This window comes from Novosphingobium sp. Chol11 (assembly GCF_900218065.1).
Taxonomy (GTDB): domain Bacteria; phylum Pseudomonadota; class Alphaproteobacteria; order Sphingomonadales; family Sphingomonadaceae; genus Sphingobium; species Sphingobium agri.
In genome coordinates this window covers 20,869-40,366 of the sequence record NZ_OBMU01000005.1, presented here as the reverse complement: position 1 = coordinate 40,366, position 19,498 = coordinate 20,869, and the positions used below count along the sequence as shown (strand labels likewise).

Sequence of the window (19,498 nt, the reverse complement as noted above, 5' to 3'; positions counted from 1 at the left end):
TTGCGCCCTCCCCTCCCCGATATTTCACCCCGGCATGCCTTTGGGTGCCAGGATCCCGAATTCCTCGACGATGCGATCGGTTGTGTAGTGCGTCGCGCCGTCGCGTTCATAGGAGTTGTCCTTGAGCCGTCCGGCTATGCGCACGAGATCCCCGACTTGAGCCCGGTCGGCGATATGTTTTCGCTGGCCTTCGCTGAAGACGCTCACGCGGTTCCAGTGGCTGTCTTCCTGCCATTCGTTATCGTCACCCTTGCGGCGATAATTCGCGCAGACCGACAGCAGGGTGACTTTCGGCCGCGCGTCGATTTCCCCGATCCGGCCGATGATCTCGAACTTGGCGAAGTTGATCATGCACCCTCCATGCGCAAGGTCATTTGGCCGGCAGCCTATCGTAGGCGGCTAACTTCGCGTATCCCTCCAGGCGGGGGGATTGAACGATTGCATCAGGCGCGACGCCGATCTCTTTCTCAAAATAAAAAGAATCAAAACGCCGCTGCTCGCAGCGGAAGCTTTTCCGATTCAAAAGGATTCAGATTCAGGAGGCCGAAAGCACAGCATTTCTGCGGGTTTGAGCAAGCTTATCCTGACCGGACGGGGGATTTTGCCTGCCCTTCCGGGGGCGCTTCCCTGACCGATCGGGGGATGCAACCTGACCTGCTGGGGCCTTCCTGACCGTATGGGGGACAGCTTCCTGCTGGAGTGATTCGCTCGCCATAGCGTTCGTCAGGGACTTTCTTCGGCGTCCGCGCTGCCGTTTGCGCGGGTCCGGGCGCTTGGAAACGCGACTCGCCGCACTTCCTCATGGTTTGCTGCTTCGGAGCGAAGTTCCATCCTGACCTCTTGGGGGCCGAATCCGGTGTCTATCCTGCCCTGACTTGACGCGTAAGGACAGGTCAGGCAGATTTTCTCCCACGCTGGACGAATCGGCGCAGACTTCATGGCATGGATGACGAGCAAGCCCTAGATCACGCTGTAACGCCCTCCCCCACCGGCGATGACGCTTCTCCGGGACGGGCGATGCGGGTGGCTGCCGCCCTGCAGGCAAAGGGCGGTGACGAGTTCGCCAAGCCCGGCAGCATCGTCGAGGTCAAGTTCGTCAAAGGCCAGTCGCTTAGCCTGACTGCTTCGCGTTTGCTTGCGCTGATGATTTTGACCGCGGGCGGTGATGCCTGGGAGGACCGCCCGCACAAGATGCGAAAGGCGGACATTCGCCGCGGCCACAAGGGCAATGAGCGCATCTCGGATATGCTTGAGGAATTGCACCGCACGCTTTTCGCGGTCGACGACAAGTCCTGGCGCGGCAAGAAGGCGACGCTGCGCTTTTCGCTTATCTCGTCGTCGCGCGAAGAAGCGGAAGACGAAGAGGGCGCGGACGCTGGGTGGATCGAGTGGGAGTTCACGCCCGAAGCCCGAAAGCTGATCCAGGAATCGGAGACCTATGCGGTCCTGAACCGCCAGGCGGTGCTCGGCTTCCGATCAACCTATGCGCTCAAGCTGTACGAGATCGGGGCGCTGAGGCTGCATAGGCGCCAGTCGCTCTGGAAGGGCGACATGACGGCGCTGCGTGCGCTGCTCGGCATCGCGCCGGACGTCTACAAGGATTTCGCGCAGCTGCGCCGCAAAGTTCTCGAAAAGGCGAAGGCCGAAATCGACCAGCTCGCCCATTTTCGCGTGGAGTGGCGGGAGATCCGCCAGGGCAGAACTGTCACCGAAATCGAATTCCGCTTTGAGCCCAAGGATGCTCCGGCCCAAATCGCGACCGTGGATGAGATCGGTCGGCACTCTGCGGGCAGAAAGGCGCGGCGCGAGGACGAGGTGGAGACCGTTGCCGTCGAGGCTGTCACACAGGCGGCGGTGGCGGCCTTGGTGTCAAAGGATAAGGCTGGGGCAGGGGAGGTCACCTTCCCGAACGGCACGATCCGCTTTGGCTCGGACACGCTCGCGGCCATCGGCCGTTCGGCTGGCGGCGGTTGGGACATCGATCTCATTGCCGATGCCTATCGCGCGCAGATGGGCGAAAGGCTGGCGAAGCTCAAGGGCGCCAAGCTGATCGCATCCTGGACCGGCTTCTGCGAGAGTTTCCTGGCACGACGCGGGCGCCCCTGAGCCGAAATTGCACCGGTGCAATTTCGGGGTGAACTGCCCCCAAGGGGTCAGGTTGCGAGGGGGCGCAAAAGGTCTGCGGCGCAGATTGGGCAAGTTTCGCGCTTCGGGCTGGGCCGACTTGCGAAAATCAGCCTTCGATTGACCTAAAAGTGCAAATTGAGCTATGCCCCCTCTAGTTTCGCAAGGGGGCCTCTCTTGGCTGCATCACTCGACATTGAGGGCACGCAGGACCTGCTGTCCGTCTCGACGCTCGCACAACGGACCAGCTCTGTCCTCGAGCGGCTCCGCGACTCCGCGCGGAGTGCCCGGGCGGACGAGCGGCGCGAGCCGACGTTCCCGATTGGCAAGGCCGCGGAACTGGTCGGCCGAACCGCGGCGGCCATTCGCGAGGCCGAGAAGGACGGCCGCTTGCCGCCGCCTCCGCGAACCGAGAATAATCGGCGTGTCGGCTATACCCTGGCGCAGCTCAACGACATGCGCGGACTGTTCGGCACCCGGCCCTGGCGGGCCGCAACCGATCCCTGCTGCGTTATCGCGGTGCAGAACTTCAAGGGCGGGGTGGGGAAATCGACTCTTTCGGTGCACCTGGCCCAATATCTCGCGATCAAGGGCTACCGGGTGGCTCTCATCGATTGCGACAGCCAAGCGTCGGCAACCACGCTATTCGGCTATGTGCCCGACCTCGACCTGACCGAGGAGGACACGCTCTATCCATTCCTGCGGCACGACGACATGGAGTCGCTCGACTATGCCCTGCGCAAGACCCACTTCGACGGCCTCGAGCTTGTTCCGGCCAATCTGCGGCTGTTCCAGTCGGAATATGAAATCGCAGCGCGCATGGCGCGGGGGCAGGGGAACCTGATCGACCGCATGGCGCAAGGCATCGCGAGCATTGCCGATCGGTTCGATGTGGTGGTTCTCGATCCGCCTCCGGCGCTCGGCGCGATCTCGCTTTCGGTGCTGCGCGCGGCCAATGCGCTGGTGGTGCCGGTTCCGCCGACGGTGATGGACTTCTCGTCGACGGCGGCCTTCCTCGCCATGCTCGATGAGACCATAGAGACGCTGGCCGATCGCGGCTTGGCGCCGTCGCTGCAGTTCCTGCGCTTTGTGGCGTCCAAGGTCGATGAGAATAAGTCGATGCAGAAGGAACTGCTGAACCTGATGCGGACCCTTTTCGGTCACGCGATCGTCCGTACGCCGCTCAAGGATTCGGCCGAAATCGACAATGCAACGGCGCGGCTGATGACCGTCTACGAGCTGGACGGCCCGGTCACCAGTTCGACGGTGCGCAACCGCTGCCTTGCCTATCTTGATGGCGTGAACAGTGAAATTGAGGTCGACATTCGGTCGATGTGGCCGAGCCATTTGACGCGGCTTCGCAAGGAGGGACTCGCCTGATGCGAGCAAAATTGCACCGGTGCAATTCCGGGTAGAAGGGGTGGATGATGAGCAAGAAGAACGCCAACTTCGCGGCTGATCTGGTCGCCGGAATCGACCCGGGGGCGCAAGCCCCAGCGGCGCGGCGCCCTGGCATCGGTGCGAGCGTGCTGGCGGGCCGGGAAAGCCGGCTTGCCGAATTGGCGACGGGCAGCGTCGTCTCGCGCACCCATGAGCTTGTCGATCCCGCGCGCTGCCGAATGTGGGCGGGGCATAACCGCGAATATGCGCTCCTCAATGAGGAGCGGTGCGCCGACCTCATCGAGAGCATCAAGGCGCAGGGCAAGCAAGAAATGCCCGCCATCGTTCGCCGCGTGAAGGACGATCCTGCCTTCGATTTCGAGGTGATTTGCGGCGCGCGCCGGCATTGGACGATCAGTTGGCTGCGCGCCCACAACTATCCGGATTTCCGCTTTCTCGTCGATATCCGTAGCCTTACCGACGAGGAGGCCTTCCGTCTCGCTGACCTCGAGAATCGGGCGCGCGACGATCTCACCGATCTGGAGCGCGCGCGCGACTATCTGCGCGCGCTCGACGCCTATTATGAGGGGCGCCAGAAGGTGATGGCCGAGCGGATCAATGTCACGGAAAGCTGGCTCAGCCGCTATCTCGACCTTGCCCGGCTGCCGGCGGAACTGATGGCGGCCTTCGCCCTTCCGCAGGATCTCAGGATCAAGCATGTCACCGCGATCAAGCCTCTCTTGAAACCGGAGGATCGGCGGCAGCGTGTGTTCGCCGAGGCGGGACGTCTCGCTCAGGTGCAGTCCGATCGCGCAGCACCGATGCCGGTCCCCGATATCATACGCGCGCTCGCTCTGGCCGCCGATCCCCCCAAGAGGTCAGGATCCCCCAAGAAGTCAGGAAAGCCGGAAACGATCGTGTCCGAAGGGGGGAAACCATTGCTGAAAGTGGAGGCGGTGGATCGTAAGGGTCTCAAACTTACCTTGCTCCCGCATGCCGGTGGTACGCGGGCTGAAGCGGAGGCCGCGTTGAAAGCGCTGCTCGATCAGCATTGGAGCTAGGACAATCTTCAGCGGTTCTGAGACGTGAGAGTTTTGTCTTCACATGTTGAATATGGACTGCCCTATGACTGCAGCCTTCCAGGATGACATTCGCGAGAATGAGATCATCTCGCCCCGTCGTCTGGCGGAGCGCCTGCGCTTCTCCATGGCGCATTTGGCTCGCGTTGCTCGCCTGGATCCTAAGGCCATGACTCTGTATCCCTCCGCCCCGACCGTGCAGATTAAACTGGAGGAAATAGCCCGAGTTATAACGCGAGCGGCAGAACTTGCAGGCGAAGAAGGCAAGGCGGTTATCTGGTTCAAGCATCAACCCATTTCTGGAGTTGGGAAAACGGCCGCGGAATTGGTTGCGAATGGCGATATCGATATCGTCATGGAAGATCTCGATCGTATGGCTGCCGGGGTCTATTCCTGACAGGCGTCACTCAAGGCCGAAAGGTTAGCTTGTCCGCAGGACCTTTAGGCGAATGTCTTCTTCTCGTAGACGGTGACAATCGCCCGGCCATCCCAAACGTAGCACAGGTGCCGCTCCTGTCGGCTGTTGGCGAGTAGGCGAGGGCGGAACACCGCGGCGCACTCGCCGTCGGCGTCGCGCACGCTTTGGTACACGATGCCATCCGAACCTTGCTCACGCAGGTGCCGGCCAAGCGCCTGGCCGGCGGCATAGCTGTCCGGGGCGTAGAGGGCAGGGCGTTCATCGCGCAGGCCGCGAATATCGTGGAGCATGGCGTCCAGGTCGACCGCGTAGACGCGCATGTCGAGTTCCTGCGCCGGTTCGTGGGTGTACGCCATGAAGCGGGTTCGGTGATGGCGCGTCTCGGCAACCGCAGTCTCGATGGTGCTGGCAGCGTAGAACAGCCCGAAACTGCCGTCACAGAACCGGCTGCCATCGGGATTTAGGTGGGTGAACGCTGCCATGATCGCCGATGTTCCGGGTCCCGATACGCGGTCCTCCGGTGGGACGAGGGCGAGGTCCCCGACCTCGTCGCGAAGCCGGTCGTTGGTCATCGCCTCGATCGCATAGACCGCTTCCAGGTCGGCCGGATCCGCGACATCCTCAAACAGCGATATGGGCGGGAACCGGCTTGCGACGATCCGGTAGCACGGTTGCCACCGCACTTGCGTCGTCGCAATGGCATCCATCAGCCGCGCTGCGCGTCGATATATTGACGCACCACGTAGAGATCGGCGACATTGCCCGAGGCCATCCGCTCGATCGCCGGGCGTCCGGCGAACAGCGGCGCCTCATTGGGTTTGCGTACCCATTCGTTGGCGGTACGGGGCAGGAGCATCTTCAGCCCCTTGTAGATCCCCATGACATAGGAGATGCGCTCCAGCGCATCCTTGGGAATCGCCGCGACCGCGCCGCGCTTCCAGGTCTGGAAGGTCGAGCGGCTGTCGAGCCCGAGAAGCTTCATCTGCTCGGCTTCCTTGAGGTCCCAGGCGTCGGCAATGCGGAAAAAGGTGCGCAGCGCCGGACCGCTCAGATCCTTGCGGCTGGGCGCTTTGGCGGGGACGCCGGAATGGGCAGTTGTGGCCATTGGCCATCTCCTTCTTTCTCTGTCTATGTATGATATCTGTACATAACGTCAAGAAGAGATCAGTTTTCATACACGCCGAATGCGCGCGATGCCGCGTCAGGGATGGCCAGAACTGCCGGCGAGCAGCCGGTCGATCTCACCCATCGCCGCGTCGAACTCGGCAAGAGCCGCATGGGGGAGGGCGGTAGCCTGGTCCAAAGACGCCGGCTGCCCATCCCTTCCCGGTTCTTCGACGACCAGCAGGGCCTTCCCCTTGACCGTCTCCCGCCGTGCCATGCGCGCCGCCACAAGGGCGTCGCCGATCGCATAGGTGCCGCGCCGACTGATCCCGAACGCCCAGGTGATCTGATCGAGCCCGAGTGGCGCAAAACCAGCGAGCAGGATCCACACCTGCGGTGCCCGCGCGCTCGAGCGCAGGTGCCCCAACTGCTCGCGCATCAGCACCGCGCGCCGCCGCGCTTGCGCGACCAGCTCGGCAAGCCGGGTCACGCTGCGCTGGAGGCTGCGGGCCGCCAGCATGGCGCGTTCGCCCGGCCAGAGCTGCGGCTGCAGCGTTTGCGCCGTCACCGCGCCGGGGCAGGGGAGGGCGCGGGCCCACGCGCCGGACGCGGTCAGCAGCCGCCCCAGCGCGGCATCGACCGCCCAGAGCGGGGTGCGCGTGGCGGCCTGCTCGATCGCCACCGCGCGGTTCCCAAACGAACGGATTTGCACCGCGCGCTCCAGCGGCGCGAACCGCGGATCGGCGCGCAGCAGCGCGTGCAGGCGGGCCAGACCCGCGAAGGGCAGGGGGGTCTCGTCATCCGCGCCGGCCTGTTTCATTAGCGTGATCGCCCTGCCGATCGCTTCCTCCGCCAGCGCGTCTTCGGCTTGCATCGGGCGGTCGGCCCCGAAGCGAGCGGCCAGAGCGATGGTCTGCGCGGCATCGGCGAGCGGTTCCCACGGATGACGGCTGAGTTCGCCGAGCAGGGCGCGGACCACGGCATAGGCGGAGCAGCCGGTGAGGGGTGTCTCTTGGGGGCCGCGGTCGAGCCCGGCGAACCAGGCGTTGAACCGGTGTTCGGCGTCCGCAAATCCCGCTTGCGCCAGGGATGAAAGCAACACCTCCCGCAGCAGCCCTACGCAGAACAGCCGTTTTTCGATATCGGTGAGGCTGGCGAGGAGCCCGTCGAGCCGGCCGAGCGCCAGCGCGCATTCGCCTTGCGCGAGGGCGAGCTCCTCGGGTGGGACGTCGGTGTCGGCGGCGAGGGGATGGAAGCGCTCCATGCCGGATGTGTAGTGAATGCAAAAACACTGCACAACTACTCAGGTGGTTGGTGAACGAACATGTGATAACTGCACTTATCACATAAGCAGATTTGACCGTTCTTTATAAGGTGGGCTACAAGCGCGGCTGAGGAGCGAGGCGCGTCGTGAGCACCGAAACCGCCCGGGAAGGGCCAGAAATCCCCGTAGCGCCGCCTGAGGCTGTCCTGCCGGCCGTCAGGGCGCCGGCCGACCTTGCGTGGACGATCGTGCAGATGCGCGCCGGCGAGCGCATCACCGTCAACGAGGGCCTGATCGCCGCCTATCAGGCCGCTTCATCGCCCCATAGCATCCGTGCGCTCAAGTCCGACGTCGAGGCGTTCGATGCGTGGTGTAGGCGCAACAACCGGATCGCGCTGCCGGCCACGCCCGAGACCGTGGCCGATTATCTCGACGCGCGGGCCGGGAAGGGGAGCCGGCCGGCCTCGCTATCCCGCTACAAGGCGTCGATCGCCAAGATCCACCAGCTGCTCGAGCTCAAGGATCCGACGCCGGCGCCGCTGGTGAAGCTGCGGCTCCAGACGGTGCGCCGCGAGAAGGGGGCTGCGCAGAAGCAGGCGCGGCCGCTGCGGTTCAAGGGCCCGGTGCGCGACGTCGAGCGCGACAAGGCGCGGGGGCTCAACATCCGCGCGCTGCTCGAGAGTTGTGGCGAGGATCTGCCGGGGCTGCGTGATCGGGCGCTGCTATCGGCCGCTTATGACACCGGGCTGCGCGCCTCCGAACTGGTGGCGGTCGCCATTGAGCATATTGAGGAGGCGATCGATCCCGAAGCGCGGCTGCTGCAGATTCTGCGTCATAAGGGCGATCAAGACGGGGAGGGGGCGACCGCCTACCTCAGCCCGCGCACCGTCGCGGCGATCGCGGCGTGGACCGAAGCGGCGGGGATCACGACAGGGCCGCTGTTCCGGCGGGTGCAGGTGCGGCGCTACAAGGCGCGGGCAGCCGTGCGCGGTCGGCCGATCGACAGCATCTCGGGCCGGGAGACGTGGGATCTGCGCAAGACGCTGTCCAAGCCGGCGGTGAAGGCGCGCGTCGAATATGACATCGGCACCGTGGCGCTGCACCCGGGCTCGATCGGACCAATCTTTCGGTCGATCATCGGCCGCGCGTTCGACCGTGGCGCGCTGCCCGATTTGACGGCGGACGATCTGGCGCGGTTGCTGAAGGGGATCAGTGCGCACTCGACGCGGATCGGGCTCAATCAGGACCTGTTCGCCAGCGGGGAGGATTTGGCCGGCATCATGGACGCGCTGCGGTGGAAGTCGCCGCGGATGCCGCTCGCTTATAATCGCAATCTCGCGGCAGAGCAGGGGGCGGCGGGGCGCCTTATGGCGAAGATTGGCTAGTCATGACGGCCTAAATAGGTCTTTGGATGATGCCGTGCGACCACACGACGGCGGCAGGTAGATCGAGGGATTTGCGCAGCGGCAAGAACCGGAGAAGGGAGGCTGAGCCCCCGGGGTCTTGAGCTACAACGTTAAGCCTAAGAAACGGGCAGGGGCCTGGTAGCGCGTAGTGTATGAGCGAAGCCACCATCGCTCAAACTCATCAGCACAGTCCAATTTCGAAGAGGAAACAAGAAAGTGGTTCCGGAAACGGTATGGATCTTATCCTGTGTAAACGCTCGCGCTAAATGGCGGCGTTCTGATCGCGCTATTTGTCAGTTGCCGGGTCCGATGACGAGGCAATCGCGCGCGGCCTGAACGATGTCAGCGGTGACCTCCTCGACGCGGTTGAGGGTCATGATCCGCCGCATCTGCGCGAACAGGCGCTCCATGAGCCGGAAGTTGCCGCGCGTGATGCGGATCACGGCTGCCTGCGCTTCGATCGCGTCGAGTTGGGCCGGGTCGAAGCTGATCCCGAAATCGCCGGCGTGGGTCGCGAGCAGCAGCCGCATTTCGGTCTCGGTAAGCGGTTTGAACTCGTGGACGAAGCCGATCCGCGAGTAGAGCTGGGCATAGCGGGCGAGGCGCTTCTCCAAGCCCGGCATACCCATCAGGATCAGCCCGAAGCCGTGGCGATCGGCCATGTCGCGGAGATGTTCGAGCGACTTTATGGTCAGGCGGTCGGCCTCGTCGACGATGACGAGGGGGCAGGCGATGCGGGCGGCGTCATGGGTGATTTCGTCCTGCGAGCCGCCCGCGACCGTCAGCCGGGCATAGCCCAGCTTAATGAGGTTGAGGCCCAACACCGCGTCGATCGTCTTGGGCGTGTTGCTGACCGACACGGTGTAGAAGACGGCGCGGCAGCGAGCGACCTTTTCGCCAAGGAGCGCGGCAATGGGACGGAGCGCGGCATATTCCCCCAGGTCGGGGAAGCTGGAAAACTCGCGCGCCGATCGCGTCTTTCCGACGCCCGGCCGGCCATGACACACGCCGATATAGCGGTAGTGCGCGCAGGCTTCGGCAAACTCGACGAACCGGGCATGTTCGCGGGTCGCCAGGAACGGCTGCTCGACCAGGAACTCAATCGTCAGCGGCGTAGAGCCGGAGCCCTCGGTAGGTGGTGGGCCGGGAAGCCGTATCCTCTTGGTCGCCATCGAAGGTCTCCGTGGGGGCAGGCACCTGCTTGTCGCGCTCCTTCGCGCCGCGCCGGGCGCGCTGGATCGCGCGCAACGACGGGTGCCCAGCGTGCTCGGAGCTGAGCGCACGGCAGACGAACCGGCCCTGGTGGTAGACGTGGATCTCGGTCAGGTCGCGGGGGTCATAGACCGCCTCGACCTGCTCGCCGACGAAGGCCGCGAGCGTGGGTTCGACATAGCGCCTGCCCATCAGACGGATGCCGTCGCGCAGCACTTTACGGGGCTTGGGCACGTGCACGAGCAGCATGTCGAGCTGTTCAAGGCTGTCGGGCATTGCGGGCAGGAACCCGCCCTTCTGCCAGCGCGTGATCGGCGGTTCGCCGGTGCTGCCATGCGGGCGACGATGATAGACGCCGCACACGAACGCCTCGAAGCGGGCGCGCAGCTCGTCGAGCGTGAGCACTGGCGCCGACAGCGGCTTGCCCGCGATCAGGTGGCCGGGCAGGTCGGGCAGGAACATGTCGTTGATGGTGCGGAACAGCCGCTCGATCTTGCCGCGCCCGCGAGGACGCCCCGGCAGCGAATGGATGAGGCGGATTTTGAGGGCGATGCACGCCTGCTCGATATGCTCGGAGATGAAATCCGAGCCGTTGTCGACGTAAAGCTGTTCGGGAATGCCGCTGACGATCCATTCGGGATTGGGCTTGCGCCAGATCGCCTGCCGCAAGGCGAGCGCCGTGTTGAGGGCACTGGGGGCATCGAGGCTGAGGAAGTAACCGGCGATGGCTCGGCTGTGATCGTCAACGATGACGGTCAGCCAAGGACGCACCGGGGTTCCGGCATCATCGAGCACGAGAATGTCGAGAACGGTATGATCGGCCTGCCACATCTCGTTCGAGGTCGCGGCTTCGCGCCGATGCACTAGCTCGTGCTGGTCGCGGTAGACGGCCGGATCGGAGGCTGCGGCGATCTGGCTTGCCGGTATCGCCCTGACGACACGCGCGACGGCCGCATAGCTGGGGGTTCGGTGTCCATGCGCGATGGCGAGTTCCTGCACCTTTCGGTGAATGGCGGCGACCGGGGGTCGCGGGCGCTTGGTGGCGAGAGTGCGGGTCAGTTCGACCAGATGTTCCGGCAGGTGCAGCCTGCCCCGATCGTTGCGCGGCAGACGCGCGAGACCGGCAAGTCCTTCGGCACGGTAGCGCCCGAGCCAGCGCTGCAACGTCCGCTCGCTCAGCGTGCCGGTGCGGGCGAGGTCCGCGAGCGGGATGCCATCGGCGAGGTGCGGTTCAAGGACGCGGTAGCGCTCGATCGCCAGCGGCGGGACAAGCGCCGGATGCGTCACCGCCGACGGTCCGTGTCGCAGGTAAGGAAAACGGAGATTTGCCTGCCCATCGCCATGCGAGTCCGCTCGCGTTGCCAAACCGGCCTGTTCGACGTAAATCTACCCGGTAAAGAAAACTAGGGCAACATAGACCTGCCGATGACGACTTTCTTCCCAAACCGCGCCCGATCGGGGCGCCACCGGCCCTACGCATGAAAATCGGTTACGCCCGCGTATCGACCGCCGAGCAGAACCTGGACCTCCAGCGTGATGCGCTGAAGGCTGCCGGCTGCGAGAAGGTCATCACCGACAAGGCCTCCGGGGCGACTGCCGCTCGCCCTGGATTGGAAAAGGTGAAGGAGCTGCTTCGCGCCGGCGACACACTGGTGGTCTGGCGCCTCGACAGGCTCGGCCGCTCGCTCCGTGATCTGATCGGATGGATGACCTACCTCGACGAGGAAAAGGTCGGGCTGCTGAGCCTGCACGAGGCGATCGACACGACCACCACGTCGGGCAAGCTTACCTTCCACCTGTTCGGGGCATTGGCGGAGTTCGAGCGCAACCTGATCCGCGAGCGGACCCAGGCCGGTCTCACCGCAGCCCGCGCTCGCGGCAAGAAGGGTGGCCGGCCGGCCGCACTCGGCAAGGACAAGCGCGACCTGCCCGTCAGGCTCTACCACGAGAACACGATGCCGATCGCCAAGATTTGCTCGATGCTCGGCATCTCCAAGCCAAAACTCTACGCCTATGTGCGATCGGCCGAGACCAAGCCGGTAGCCGCGTAGCGACGCTCGCCGACAAATAGCGCGATCAGAATGCCGCCACTTAGCGCGAGCGTTTACACCGTTCGCGGTCCCGATCGGCCCAGCGTCCCCCGGAACCGTTCGTTATCGGGAAGGCATCTAAGCGGTCTGCACCATCCTTCATCTAAAGTTCTCCAAGCGCTTCTGAGGATTTTCGGGCGCACCAAAAGCACTTGCTCCTCCAGTGGCTGGAGCATGTAACCGCAATTTGCTCTCCTGCGGACGGGGGGCTGGAGGTGGCTTTTTGACGGCCCGTGTTGAAGCAATCGGTATGTCTCGACGCTCATTAGTGGCGCGGCTGGTGGCCTGTGGAACCGGCTTGGTGCTCGGTTCTCCAACGCTCGCGCGACAGACTTCCCGGTCTGCGGGCTCGTGGAACTTCGGTGCGGCTCACCTCGAATGGGAGCCGCTGGAAGTCGGCACGGGTGATACCCTCCTTGTTTCGGCACAAGTGCGCGGAGTGCCGGTGCGGGCGGTGCTCGACAGTGGCAGCGGCGCGTCGATCATGAGCACGGCGCTCGCGGCGAAGCTCGGCTTGAACGATGGTGAGCGGCGCATGATTAGCGGGCTGAGCGCCAAGGCCCCGGTGCTGCTGGTCCGCGACATCGACGTACAGCTCGCCCGCGAAACCCGTCGCTTACCCTTTGCCGTCGTTGGTGATCTGAGTTCAGTGTCGGCGGCCTTCGGACGACCGATCGATATCCTCCTCGGTGCCGATATGTTCACGGGTAGCTGCATCGCGCTCGATTTCGCGAAAAGGCGTATGGCGGTCGTCAAGTCAGGCACGTTTCTCGCCGGTCCCGACTGGCGCGCTGTCGCGCTCGGGCGCGGTGCCAAGCAGGAGCTGTTCATTCGAGCTTCCGTCTCGGGTTTGCCTCCCGTGCCCTTGATGATCGATCTTGGCAGCTCGGCCGCGCTGATGCTCTCGTCGGCCTATGCCCGCGATCAAGGGCTGTTGAACGGGAAGCTCGTCTCGACCGCGGCGATCGGCGGCGTCGATGGTGTGCGTATCAACGATGCTTTCACGATCCAGAACATCAACATCGAAGGGCTTGGCGTCTCGAACGTCCCCACACTCGGGATGAGAGCTTGGCTCTCCACCAGCACGGTTGGCAATGTCGGCCTACCGCTGATCGCTCAATTCGACGTGGTGTTCGACGTGACCGCCGGATTCGTGTGGCTCCGGCCACTCGGTCCTCGTCGTCGCCTGCCGATGCTGAAGGACCGTAGCGGCCTTGGCCTCGCAGCCTCACCAACGGCGCTCACCGTTGTTCATGTGGCGGCGAACAGTCCCGCGGAAAAGGCTGGCTGGGCGGTCGGCGACCGGATCGTGGCGGTGAACGGCCATTCGATCGATGCGAACTATACGCGTGGGGAGCTCTGGCAAGTGCGCTCCCGGCCTGCTGGCACCCTCGTAAAGCTGACGATGGCCTCGGGTGATGTGCGCGAGCTCAGGCTGGCCGATTATTATTGATCGGCTTGAGGGTGGCCTTTGCCGATCGCCTTCATGATCCGACAATCGGCCATGCGCGCCTTGGTGCAGCTCTGGCTGAGCATTGCCAACTCATCCCGCAACACCGCGAGTTGCGCCAGTCTCTCCTCCACATCCTTGAGGTGCTGAGCAGCGATAGCTGAGGCGGCACCACAATCCTGGTCCGGGTTCTGCGCCAGCCCCATCAACGAACGGATCTCGTCGACGGAGAAGCCAAGCCGGCGACCGTTGCGGATGAAGTGCAAACGCTCAATGTCACTGGCATCGTAGGTTCTGCGACCCGACGCCGTGCGAGGGGCGGATCGGAGCAACCCGATCGACTCATAAAAGCGGATCGTCGTCACCTTCGTCGAGGTCTCGCTGGCGAGCTGCCCAATCATCACCGGCTTCATCATGCCATCCTTGCTTATGCGAACGTGTCGCACATTTCGCTTGCTTCTACAGCGACTGGAGGTGGTAAGGAAGGCCGCATGAATGCTTCTACCGAAAGCTGCGGGTGCCACGGGGAGCCCGCGCGCGCGCAAACCGATCCGGCCTATCGCCGTGCGCTGCTGACCGTCGTGGTGCTCAACCTCGGCTTCGGAGTCGCCGAGCTGTTCGGCGGGTTCATCGCCGATAGCCAAGCGCTGAAAGCGGATTCCCTCGATTTTCTCGGGGACGGGTCGATCAGCCTTATCGGTCTTCTCGCGCTTGCCTGGTCCGCACGGGCGAGGGCAAAGGTCGCGCTGACGCAGGGGTTGTTTCTCGGTGCGCTTGGCGTGGGCGTAATCGGTTTCGCGATTTGGCGCGCCCTGAACGCAACCGCGCCCGATGCCGAACTGATGGGCACAATCGGCGTTGTCGCGCTCGCGATCAATGTCGTGTCCGCCTTGGTGCTTGCGCGTTTCCGGGAAGGGGACGCCAATGTTCGCGCGATCTGGCTGTTCAGCCGCAACGACGCGCTCGCCAACGTGGCGGTGATCGCCGCGGCCGGTCTGGTGGCGTGGACAGGAAGCGCCTGGCCGGACCTCGCCGTCGCCGGCCTCATCGCCCTCCTGTTCCTCCACTCCGCTTATGAAATCGTCACTGGCGCTCGGCGCGAATTGGGAGAGCGGTAGTGCGTCTGCTCGCGTTGATCCGGGCAATGCTCTCGTTGCGGCTGCTCTCCGCGCTCGCGGGGCTGCTGATCCCTGCTGCGGCAATCGCCGAACCCGGCGACGTGCAAACCGCATGGCGGCTGCTCGACTATATGGCCGTCGATTATGGCGGCGCGGTCGCCAACGGTCGGATCAAGAGCACGTCGGAATATGCCGAGATGACGGAGTTCGCCGCGTCGGTCTCGACACGGCTTCAGGGCCTGCCGGCGAAGCCGGAGCGTCAAGCCCTCATCCAGCGGGCTGCCAACCTCCAGGCGGTGATCGCGGAAAAGGGACCGACTGAACAGGTGGCAACATTGGCGCACGGGCTCGCGGCCGATCTGTTGCGCGCCTACCCGGTGCCGCTCGCGCCCGATAAGGCTCCGAACCTCGTCTCCAGCGATGCACTGTTCCGACAATCCTGCGCGTCCTGCCACGGGATGACGGGCAACGGCCGTGGCCCTGACGCCGCCAAGCTCGCTACGCCCCCGATTGCTTTCACCGATGCCGAGCGCGCGCGCCAGCGCAGCGTGTTCGCGCTCTATCAGGTGGTGACGCAAGGCATCGACGGGACCGCGATGCAGAGCTTCGCCGATCTGCCCAACGATCAGCGCTGGGCGTTAGCATTCCGAGCCGGGAGCTTCGCCTTCACGGATGCGCAGGCGCGCGAAGGCGAGCGGCTTTGGAAATCCGACCCGACCCTTCGCCGGCGCATTCCGGACCTGAAAACCCTGGTCGCGCTCACCCCGGCCGCGCTCGGCGCGGCGATCGGCGACGCCAAGGCTGACCCAGTGCTCGCGTTCCTGCGTCGTCATCCCGAACAGGTGATACAACAGGCTCCCGGCTCGCTCGCGGTCGCCCGCGCCAAACTCGCCGAAAGCGTGGCGGCTGCGCGGCGCGGCGATGCGCGCATGGCGAAAGAGCTGGCGCTGTCGGCCTATCTCGATGGGTTCGAGCCGATCGAGCCAACACTCACCGCGCGCGACGCGACGCTGATGGGTCGAATCGAGGGCGCGATGGGGGAGTTCCGCGCCTCGATCGACCGGGGCGCGTCGCCCGATGATCTCGCGGAGAAGGTCGCAGTACTGGGCGGCCTTTTCGACGATGCGGAAGCGGCGCTCGCGCCTGATGCCGCCACCGAAGCGTCCACGTTCCTGGGCGCGTTCACGATCCTGCTGCGTGAAGGGCTCGAAGCCCTGCTCATCGTTGTCGCCATGATCGCGTTCCTGCGTAAAGCCGAGCGCGGCGAGGCGCTGCGGTACGTGCATGGCGGCTGGGTCAGCGCGATCATCGCGGGCGGGATCACCTGGGCGGTCGCCACCTATGCGATCGGGATCAGCGGTGCGAGCCGGGAGCTGACGGAAGGGTTTGGCTCGCTGTTCGCCGCGGTCGTGCTGCTCTCGGTCGGGATTTGGATGCACGGCAAGGCGCAGGCCGATCAGTGGCAGCGCTATATTCGCGAGAAGATGTCGCGGGCGCTCTCGGGCGGGTCGGGCTGGTTCCTGTTCGGGCTGGCGTTCGTCGTAGTTTATCGCGAGGTCTTCGAGACGATCCTGTTCTATGCCGCGCTTTCGGCGCAAGGTGACAACGGGATGCTTCTCGCGGGGGCCGGGTCGGCGATTGGACTGCTCAGCCTGATCGCTTGGGCCATGCTTCGCTACAGTCGCAAGCTGCCGATCGCGCAGTTCTTCCGCTATAGCTCCTGGCTCATGGCGGTCCTGACCGTCGTGCTGGCGGGTAAAGGCGTCGCCGCGCTCCAGGAAGCCGGCCTTATCAACATCGCACCGCTCGCGGACGTGCCACGGCTGTCGATGCTCGGCGTGTTTCCCACTTGGCAATCGGTGCTGGCGCAACTCCTGATGGCGGTCGCCATTGCGGTCGGGTTCGCCTGGAACGGGCGCGACCGATCCCGCTCGGGTTCCGGCTCAGTGACCCTTGGTTCGAATTAGTGCAATGACATGAAAACCCTTCCGTGATAGAGGCAAGCTAGTGCGAGCCTTTTTGCCTTTCCTGACATGCCTGATGCTGGTCCTGACCAGCTTCTCCGGCATGGCCCATGCCGCCGATCTGGCGGGGGGAAGCATCGCGGGCGTTGAGTTCACGGTCCATACCGCCGGTGACATCGATCAGGTGCCATCGGACTCGGACAAGAATGTCCCGCATCATCACAATTATTGTCACGGACACGACGTCGGCGCGCCTGCGCGCACGACGATGGAATATACCCCCGTCCTCACAGTGCCCAAGCCGACAATCTCCGCCTCTGCGTCGCTCGACGGCCGCACCGGCATGGTCCATTTGAGGCCCCCCCAAGCCTGACGTCCGATTTGGGCGTGCGTTGGCGCGCCCCTGTCGATCATCGTCAGGAGTCCTATTTTCATGAATCGTATCCTCGCGGCCATGCTGGCCGCAGCGTCTTGCGCCACGATGGCGCAGGCGCAGGTCGGACCGTCCGCGCCTGTTGCGCAGGATGCGCCGGTCTACACGCTTGACCAAGCGGTCAGTGCAGCGGGCGGTTCGGCCCCTGCTGCGGAAGCGGCGACAGCTGGAATCGACGCGGCCCGTGCAGGTCGCACAGTCGCCGGCTTGCGGCCCAATCCGGTGGTTCAAGGCCAAGTCGAGAATGTCATCGGCTCCGGGCCGTATCGGGGGGTCCGCAGCGCGGAAACCACGGTCGGCTTTGCGATCCCGATCGAGCTAGGCGGCAAGCGCGGCGCCCGCGTCGCGGTCGCCAATGCGCAATTGTCCCGGGCCGAGATCCAGGCCGCGATCATCGCGGCGGATGTCCGGCTTCAGGTAACGCAGCTCTATGCCGAAGCGGTCGCGGCCGATCGCCGGGTAATGACAGCCCGCGATCAGGCCCGGATCGCCAGCGATGCGCTGCGGGCCGCGAGCGTTCGCGTGCAGGCAGGGCGGGCATCGCCACTCGAGCAACAGCGCGCGGATGTCGCGCGTATCAATGCCGACGCCAATGTGGAGCGGCAGCTTCGCTTGGCCGAGGCGGCCCGCGCCAATCTGGCGCGTCGGATCGGACGGCCGATCGACGGCCTGCTCGATGACACGCTGCTCGATCGCCTTCCCGATGTGAACGTCTATGGGCCGTTGGCACCGGTCAACACGACCGGCACACTCGCGCTGGCGGCAGCCAACGCGGATTTCTCCATTGCCGAAGCCGGCGTGCGGCTCGCGCGCGCCAATCGCGTGCCTGACCTGAACGTCGGGCCGTCGATCCGCCGCCTGGAAGCGACCAACGACATGGCGGCGGTGTTCAGCGTGTCGATCCCGATCCCGGTGTTCAACAATGGTCGCGCCGCGATTGCGCAGGCGACCGCGCAGCGGACCCAGGCGGATGCGCAGCGCCGCGTGACCGCGCTCGACATCGAACAGGCGATCACGGACGCGCAGGCGCAGGCGGCCAATGCCGCAACGACGGCTCGTGCGGCGTCGGGGCCGGCGCTGGCGGCTGCACAGGAGGCCGCCCGCATCGCGCGGATCGGCTATCGCGAGGGCAAGTTCGGCCAGCTCGAATTGCTCGATGCTGAACGCACGCTCGCCGAAACGCGGGTCGCCGCGATCGACGCGCTTGCCAATTACCAGAATGCCCGCGCGCAAGTGGAGCGACTGACCGCTCGTGCGCCCAATGGGGGGAATCAGTGATGAAGAGCTTTTATCTCGCGGGCGCGGCGTCGCTCGCCCTGCTCTTGGCTGCCTGCGGCGGCAAGGATGGCGGAAACGAGGCAACTGCCGAAGGCGCAGCTGCCAATGAGACGGCAGCGGGCACGGAAAAGGGCGGTGCTGAAGGCGGTCATGCCGGTGAAGGCGTCGTCACATTGGGTGCCGACCAGATCGCCACAGCGGGCGTCCAGGTCGGACGGCCGATCATCGGCGGGGCCGGGACGATCGAGCTGCCCGCGATCATCGAGGGCGACCCACAGGGAACGCAGGTCGTCTCGGCCGCAATTGCGGGACGCGTGGTCGCGCTCACCCGTAACCTCGGCCAATCGGTCGGACGCGGCCAGACCATTGCGGTCATCGAAAGCCGCGAGGCGGCGCAGATCAAGGGCGAGGTCGAGGCGGCGCGGGCGCGGCTTCAGCTCGCTAATTCGAACCTCGCGCGCGAACAGCGGCTGTTCGCGCAGAGAGTCTCCCCTGAACAGGATCTGATCGCCGCCCGCACAGCGGCGACGGAGGCGCGGATCGCCCTGACGCAGGCGCAGAGCATGGTTTCGGCGGCGGGTGTCGGCGGCGGCGGGCTCAACCGGCTCGGCATTGCCGCGCCGATCTCGGGCCAGATCATTGCGCGCCCCGTGACGCTGGGACAAACGGTCGCGGCGGATGCCGAACTCTATCGCATCGCCAACCTGAGCCAGGTGTCGATCGCGCTTAATCTCAAGCCCGAGGATGCGGGCCGGGTGCGTCCCGGCAATACGGTGCTGGTGAAGGCGGCAGGCCGTCAGGCGACCGCCCGCGTGACCTTCGTGTCGCCGGCGCTTGATCCGCAGACGCGGCTCGTGCCTGCGCTCGCCACCCTCGACAATCGCGGTGGCGAATGGCGGGTCGGCGAGCCTGTGACGGCAGCCGTGCAGCTCACGGGCAGCGGCGGGAGCGGGGCGGTCCGCGTGCCGACGACGGCGGTCCAGAGTTTCGAGGGCAAGTCGGTCGTGTTCGTGCGCACGCCCACCGGCTTCAAGGCGACCCCGGTCCAGCTCGGCGATGCGTCGGGCGACACGGTGATCGTCCGGTCGGGCCTGACCGGCAACGAACAGATCGCCACCACCGGAAGTTTCACGCTCAAGGCCGAGATCGGCAAGGGCGAAGCGAGCCACGAGGATTAA

20 protein-coding genes are annotated in these 19,498 nt (G+C 65.0%); 13 read left to right on the top strand and 7 right to left on the bottom strand.

All coding sequences use genetic code 11. The features are described from left to right. Positions 1 to 24: 24 nt before the first annotated feature. Positions 25 to 351, bottom strand: coding sequence for a single-stranded DNA-binding protein (locus NCHOL11_RS17250; protein WP_007688082.1), 327 nt, complete (start codon positions 349 to 351; stop codon positions 25 to 27). Positions 352 to 430: 79 nt separating this feature from the next. Here NCHOL11_RS17250 and NCHOL11_RS18110 point away from each other — a divergent pair, with 79 nt between their 5' ends. From NCHOL11_RS18110 to NCHOL11_RS17225, 5 genes are all read left to right on the top strand, one after another. Then, complete coding sequence (locus tag NCHOL11_RS18110) at positions 431 to 631, top strand: hypothetical protein (protein ID WP_013041755.1); 201 nt, start codon at positions 431 to 433, stop codon at positions 629 to 631. Positions 632 to 1,017: 386 nt separating this feature from the next. Next, positions 1,018 to 2,106, top strand: coding sequence for a replication initiation protein (locus NCHOL11_RS17240; RefSeq protein WP_007688083.1), 1,089 nt, complete (start codon positions 1,018 to 1,020; stop codon positions 2,104 to 2,106). Between the two features lie 195 nt (positions 2,107 to 2,301). Beyond that, positions 2,302 to 3,504, top strand: a complete 1,203-nt coding sequence (locus tag NCHOL11_RS17235) for an AAA family ATPase (RefSeq protein WP_007688084.1) — start codon at positions 2,302 to 2,304, stop codon at positions 3,502 to 3,504. A 47-nt stretch (positions 3,505 to 3,551) separates the two neighbouring features. Beyond that, the gene (locus NCHOL11_RS17230; protein ID WP_013849890.1) at positions 3,552 to 4,565 is read left to right on the top strand and encodes a ParB/RepB/Spo0J family partition protein; all 1,014 of its coding nucleotides are present in this window, start codon (positions 3,552 to 3,554) and stop codon (positions 4,563 to 4,565) included. 64 nt (positions 4,566 to 4,629) lie between these two features. Continuing rightward, positions 4,630 to 4,980 carry a hypothetical protein gene (locus NCHOL11_RS17225; protein WP_007688086.1) on the top strand — a complete coding sequence of 117 codons (351 nt, stop codon included), beginning with the start codon at positions 4,630 to 4,632 and terminating at the stop codon, positions 4,978 to 4,980. Positions 4,981 to 5,024: 44 nt separating this feature from the next. Here NCHOL11_RS17225 and NCHOL11_RS17220 read toward each other — a convergent pair whose 3' ends face one another. The 3 genes from NCHOL11_RS17220 to NCHOL11_RS17210 all read right to left on the bottom strand — a co-directional run bounded on the left by NCHOL11_RS17220 (position 5,025) and on the right by NCHOL11_RS17210 (position 7,369). Further along, a complete protein-coding gene (locus NCHOL11_RS17220; RefSeq protein ID WP_013041559.1) occupies positions 5,025 to 5,708 on the bottom strand; it encodes an RES family NAD+ phosphorylase in 684 nt (227 codons plus the stop codon). Beyond that, positions 5,708 to 6,106 carry an MbcA/ParS/Xre antitoxin family protein gene (locus tag NCHOL11_RS17215; RefSeq protein WP_007686501.1) on the bottom strand — a complete coding sequence of 133 codons (399 nt, stop codon included), beginning with the start codon at positions 6,104 to 6,106 and terminating at the stop codon, positions 5,708 to 5,710. The genes NCHOL11_RS17220 and NCHOL11_RS17215 overlap by 1 nt, the downstream gene beginning before the upstream one ends. A gap of 96 nt (positions 6,107 to 6,202) precedes the next feature. Further along, complete coding sequence (locus NCHOL11_RS17210) at positions 6,203 to 7,369, bottom strand: hypothetical protein (RefSeq protein ID WP_007686500.1); 1,167 nt, start codon at positions 7,367 to 7,369, stop codon at positions 6,203 to 6,205. A gap of 146 nt (positions 7,370 to 7,515) precedes the next feature. On the opposite strand from NCHOL11_RS17210, the gene NCHOL11_RS17205 reads away from it, so the two are divergent. After that, positions 7,516 to 8,754: a site-specific integrase gene (locus NCHOL11_RS17205; protein WP_013039113.1), complete on the top strand. Its 1,239-nt coding sequence runs from the start codon at positions 7,516 to 7,518 to the stop codon at positions 8,752 to 8,754. Positions 8,755 to 9,068: 314 nt separating this feature from the next. On the opposite strand, the gene NCHOL11_RS17200 is transcribed toward NCHOL11_RS17205, so the two are convergent. Both NCHOL11_RS17200 and NCHOL11_RS17195 read right to left on the bottom strand, forming a co-directional pair. Next, on the bottom strand, positions 9,069 to 9,947 hold the full coding sequence (locus tag NCHOL11_RS17200; protein ID WP_009824028.1) for an AAA family ATPase: 879 nt from the start codon (positions 9,945 to 9,947) through the stop codon (positions 9,069 to 9,071). Next, on the bottom strand, positions 9,874 to 11,274 hold the full coding sequence (locus NCHOL11_RS17195) for a Mu transposase C-terminal domain-containing protein (RefSeq protein WP_004212864.1): 1,401 nt from the start codon (positions 11,272 to 11,274) through the stop codon (positions 9,874 to 9,876). The genes NCHOL11_RS17200 and NCHOL11_RS17195 overlap by 74 nt, the downstream gene beginning before the upstream one ends. Positions 11,275 to 11,465: 191 nt before the next feature. Between NCHOL11_RS17195 and NCHOL11_RS17190 the strand changes: the two genes are divergently transcribed. Further along, a complete protein-coding gene (locus NCHOL11_RS17190) occupies positions 11,466 to 12,038 on the top strand; it encodes a recombinase family protein (protein ID WP_009824027.1) in 573 nt (190 codons plus the stop codon). A 289-nt stretch (positions 12,039 to 12,327) separates the two neighbouring features. After that, positions 12,328 to 13,530: an aspartyl protease family protein gene (locus NCHOL11_RS17185; RefSeq protein ID WP_013039112.1), complete on the top strand. Its 1,203-nt coding sequence runs from the start codon at positions 12,328 to 12,330 to the stop codon at positions 13,528 to 13,530. Here the strand turns inward: NCHOL11_RS17185 and NCHOL11_RS17180 are convergent. Next, positions 13,524 to 13,940, bottom strand: a complete 417-nt coding sequence (locus NCHOL11_RS17180) for a MerR family transcriptional regulator (RefSeq protein ID WP_004212867.1) — start codon at positions 13,938 to 13,940, stop codon at positions 13,524 to 13,526. The genes NCHOL11_RS17185 and NCHOL11_RS17180 overlap by 7 nt on opposite strands. Before the next feature lie 78 nt (positions 13,941 to 14,018). On the opposite strand from NCHOL11_RS17180, the gene NCHOL11_RS17175 reads away from it, so the two are divergent. From NCHOL11_RS17175 to NCHOL11_RS17155, 5 genes are all read left to right on the top strand, one after another. After that, the gene (locus NCHOL11_RS17175; protein ID WP_004212870.1) at positions 14,019 to 14,645 is read left to right on the top strand and encodes a cation transporter; all 627 of its coding nucleotides are present in this window, start codon (positions 14,019 to 14,021) and stop codon (positions 14,643 to 14,645) included. Next, complete coding sequence (locus tag NCHOL11_RS17170; RefSeq protein ID WP_097093802.1) at positions 14,645 to 16,612, top strand: cytochrome c/FTR1 family iron permease; 1,968 nt, start codon at positions 14,645 to 14,647, stop codon at positions 16,610 to 16,612. The genes NCHOL11_RS17175 and NCHOL11_RS17170 overlap by 1 nt, the downstream gene beginning before the upstream one ends. A 73-nt stretch (positions 16,613 to 16,685) precedes the next feature. Further along, complete coding sequence (locus NCHOL11_RS17165) at positions 16,686 to 16,982, top strand: hypothetical protein (protein ID WP_007406840.1); 297 nt, start codon at positions 16,686 to 16,688, stop codon at positions 16,980 to 16,982. Between the two features lie 60 nt (positions 16,983 to 17,042). Then, entirely contained in the window at positions 17,043 to 18,320 is a 1,278-nt protein-coding gene (locus tag NCHOL11_RS17160) for a TolC family protein (protein WP_097093801.1), read from the top strand. Beyond that, positions 18,320 to 19,498, top strand: a complete 1,179-nt coding sequence (locus NCHOL11_RS17155; RefSeq protein ID WP_004212877.1) for an efflux RND transporter periplasmic adaptor subunit — start codon at positions 18,320 to 18,322, stop codon at positions 19,496 to 19,498. Before NCHOL11_RS17160 ends, NCHOL11_RS17155 begins: the two co-directional genes overlap by 1 nt.

What these genes read in the sequence shown, in the direction of transcription:
- NCHOL11_RS17250 (WP_007688082.1), bottom strand. Translation starts at nt 351, where the DNA reads ATGATCAACTTCGCCAAGTTCGAGATCATCGGCCGGATCGGGGAAATC.
- NCHOL11_RS17240 (WP_007688083.1), top strand. Translation starts at nt 1,018, where the DNA reads ATGCGGGTGGCTGCCGCCCTGCAGGCAAAGGGCGGTGACGAGTTCGCC.
- NCHOL11_RS17230 (WP_013849890.1), top strand. Translation starts at nt 3,552, where the DNA reads ATGAGCAAGAAGAACGCCAACTTCGCGGCTGATCTGGTCGCCGGAATC.
- NCHOL11_RS17225 (WP_007688086.1), top strand. Translation starts at nt 4,630, where the DNA reads ATGACTGCAGCCTTCCAGGATGACATTCGCGAGAATGAGATCATCTCG.
- NCHOL11_RS17220 (WP_013041559.1), bottom strand. Translation starts at nt 5,708, where the DNA reads ATGGATGCCATTGCGACGACGCAAGTGCGGTGGCAACCGTGCTACCGG.
- NCHOL11_RS17215 (WP_007686501.1), bottom strand. Translation starts at nt 6,106, where the DNA reads ATGGCCACAACTGCCCATTCCGGCGTCCCCGCCAAAGCGCCCAGCCGC.
- NCHOL11_RS17210 (WP_007686500.1), bottom strand. Translation starts at nt 7,369, where the DNA reads ATGGAGCGCTTCCATCCCCTCGCCGCCGACACCGACGTCCCACCCGAG.
- NCHOL11_RS17200 (WP_009824028.1), bottom strand. Translation starts at nt 9,947, where the DNA reads ATGGCGACCAAGAGGATACGGCTTCCCGGCCCACCACCTACCGAGGGC.
- NCHOL11_RS17190 (WP_009824027.1), top strand. Translation starts at nt 11,466, where the DNA reads ATGAAAATCGGTTACGCCCGCGTATCGACCGCCGAGCAGAACCTGGAC.
- NCHOL11_RS17185 (WP_013039112.1), top strand. Translation starts at nt 12,328, where the DNA reads ATGTCTCGACGCTCATTAGTGGCGCGGCTGGTGGCCTGTGGAACCGGC.
- NCHOL11_RS17180 (WP_004212867.1), bottom strand. Translation starts at nt 13,940, where the DNA reads ATGAAGCCGGTGATGATTGGGCAGCTCGCCAGCGAGACCTCGACGAAG.
- NCHOL11_RS17175 (WP_004212870.1), top strand. Translation starts at nt 14,019, where the DNA reads ATGAATGCTTCTACCGAAAGCTGCGGGTGCCACGGGGAGCCCGCGCGC.
- NCHOL11_RS17165 (WP_007406840.1), top strand. Translation starts at nt 16,686, where the DNA reads ATGCTGGTCCTGACCAGCTTCTCCGGCATGGCCCATGCCGCCGATCTG.
- NCHOL11_RS17160 (WP_097093801.1), top strand. Translation starts at nt 17,043, where the DNA reads ATGAATCGTATCCTCGCGGCCATGCTGGCCGCAGCGTCTTGCGCCACG.
- NCHOL11_RS17155 (WP_004212877.1), top strand. Translation starts at nt 18,320, where the DNA reads ATGAAGAGCTTTTATCTCGCGGGCGCGGCGTCGCTCGCCCTGCTCTTG.